Here is a 2,403-nt window from a genome sequence, read left to right as displayed (position 1 = left end):
CGCCCACATCACGTGATCTCGCGCGTCGGCGGCGCCGGCACGGCACCCTCCGTGCGGGCCCCCCGCCGGGCGCCCGCCCCCAGCCGGGCCTCAGGCCCCGCTCAGGAGTCGGCAGGAAACGCGTCGTACCCTGTGCGGATGTCCTTTTCCGCTCACCGACCCGGCCGTTTCGGTTCCGACGGTCGAATCGAGTTCACGACGGAGCAGGAACGCGAGCGCTACCTCGACGAGTTCCTCGCCGAGCGCGACGCGTCCGACACCGACGCGTCAGAATCGACCCCGTCGGACGCGCCCGACCGCCACGACGGTACGTCCGAGCCGTGGGGCGCGCCGCCCGCCGACGACGAACCGCTCGACCCGTTCGTCGACGACCCGTTCGTCGACGACCCCCGCGGTGACACCGCCCGCGACGAACACCCCCGCGAAGACGACCCCGCGGACGAGCACGACACCGTCGTGATCGACCGCGAGGCCCGCGCTGACGACACCCCGCCGCAGCCCGAGCAGCCGCTCGCGGCCCCCGCTGTGGCATCCGTCCCCGTCCTGGCCGAGCCGCGCCCGCCGCGCCTGCGCCGCTCCGACCCCCGTCGGCCCAAGCTCTCGCTCATCCGGCGCATGGCCGTCCTCGGCGGTGCCGACAACGACGTCCTCGACGAGGTGCCCGAAGAGGTGCCCCGTTTCGTGCAGATGTTCCTCGTGCTCGCCGGGACCGCGCTCGTGTCGGCCCTGTCGATGATGTTCGCCCTGCTCACAGGCGTGCGCGTGAGCATCCTGCTCGCGATCCCGCTGGCGATCGTGTGGGGCCTCATCATCTTCAACCTCGACCGCTTCCTCACCTCGACGATGCGCTCGACCAAGAACCTCTTCCGTCTGCTGGGCCTCGCGATGCCGCGCGTCATCATGGCCGCGCTGATCGGCATCGTGGTCGCCGAGCCGCTCGTGCTGCAGATCTTCCAGAACGACATCAACCGCGAGGTCAACTCCACGAACGTCACCCAGGCCCTGACCGATCAGGATGCCGTCACCAACGGCCCCGAGAAGCAGGCCCTCGACGCCGCGACCGCCCAGGTCTCGGCGCTCGAGAACCAGGCGGCGACCGGCATCGTCGCGGGCACCTCGTCGACCTCGGCCGAGGCGGCCGCGGCGCAGCAGACCGTGGACCAGCTCACCCAGCAGCTCGCCGCGCAGCAGACGGTCATCGACCAGGCCCGCGCGGTGTACCAGTGCGAGCTGACCGGCCAGGGCGCGGGCACGGTCCCCGGCTGCACGGGCGTCGCCGGTGACGGTGCGAGCTCCGACGCCGCGCAGGCGCAGCTGCAGCAGGCGCAGTCGGGATACGACTCGCTGTCGGCGCAGCTGCAGCAGGCGCAGTCCACCCTCGCGTCGGCCAACAACGCGGGGGCCGCGGCCGCGGCATCCTCCGCCGACGCGAACAAGCAGCAGGCCGAGGATCAGCTCCCGGCGGCTCGCGCGCAGTACGAATCGGCTCTCGCCGCGTACAACGCGCGCGCCTCGTCGGTCGCCGACGGCAATGCCGGGGCGGTGGGACTGCTCAGCCAGATCACCGCGCTCGAACGCTTGTCGGACCGCGAACCGGTGCTCCGCTGGGCGCACTACCTGATCGCCGCGCTGTTCTTCATGATCGAGCTGCTGCCGGTGCTGGTGAAGGTCCTGACCGGCTTCGGCGGGCCCTCGCTCTACGAGAAGGCCGAGAAGATGCGCGGCCAGATCGCCCTCGACCGCGTCTCGGCACGGACGTTCCGCAAGCGCGCCGACATCATCGCCGACGAGGCGAATCGCGTGCCCGCGACCGTCTCCTGATGGTCGTCTGGAGCGCGGGGCTGCTGCTGTACCGGTTGACGCCGGTGCCGCAGGTCTTCGTCGCGCACATGGGCGGGCCGTTCTGGGCCAAGAAGGACGCCGGCGCGTGGTCGATCCCCAAGGGCGAGTTCGACCCCGAGGGCGAGGGGGCGCTGGATGCCGCCCGCCGCGAGTTCCGCGAGGAGCTCGGCGTCGAGCCGCCCGAGGTCGCATGGGCCGAACTGGGCACGTTCGCGTACTCGTCCGGCAAGAAGGTGGTCGTCTTCACCGGCGACGGCGCGGGGTTCTCGGCATCCGCCTTCGCGTTCGGGACCTTCGAGATGGAGTGGCCGCCGCGGTCGGGTCGGGCGCAGTCGTTCCCCGAGGTCGATCGCGCGGAATGGATGGATCTGGATGCCGCGCGCGACGCGCTCGTGAAGGGCCAGCGTCCTGCGATCGACGCGCTCGAGAAGGCGCTCGCCGGGCTGTCCACCTGACCGGCGTCCGCGCTCGCGCGGCTGCGACAACGACGTCGAGCGTCCAGGACACGCCGCACGGTCCTGCCTGCGCGCGGCATGTCCTGGACACTCAACGGTGGGTGGC

Annotated in this window: 2 protein-coding genes; both read left to right on the top strand. The window is 71.7% G+C overall.

The window, feature by feature from the left end; all coding sequences use genetic code 11:
- Positions 1-138: 138 nt before the first annotated feature.
- Entirely contained in the window at positions 139-1,821 is a 1,683-nt protein-coding gene (locus DBR36_RS12825; protein ID WP_108319964.1) for a DUF4407 domain-containing protein, read from the top strand.
- Entirely contained in the window at positions 1,821-2,297 is a 477-nt protein-coding gene (locus DBR36_RS12820; protein WP_108319962.1) for an NUDIX domain-containing protein, read from the top strand. Before DBR36_RS12825 ends, DBR36_RS12820 begins: the two co-directional genes overlap by 1 nt.
- The last annotated feature ends 106 nt before the right edge of the window (positions 2,298-2,403 follow it).

It is taken from the genome of Microbacterium sp. HMWF026, from assembly GCF_003061325.1.
Lineage (GTDB): Bacteria > Actinomycetota > Actinomycetes > Actinomycetales > Microbacteriaceae > Microbacterium > Microbacterium testaceum_E.
This window is presented reverse-complemented; position numbering and strand designations above follow the sequence as displayed.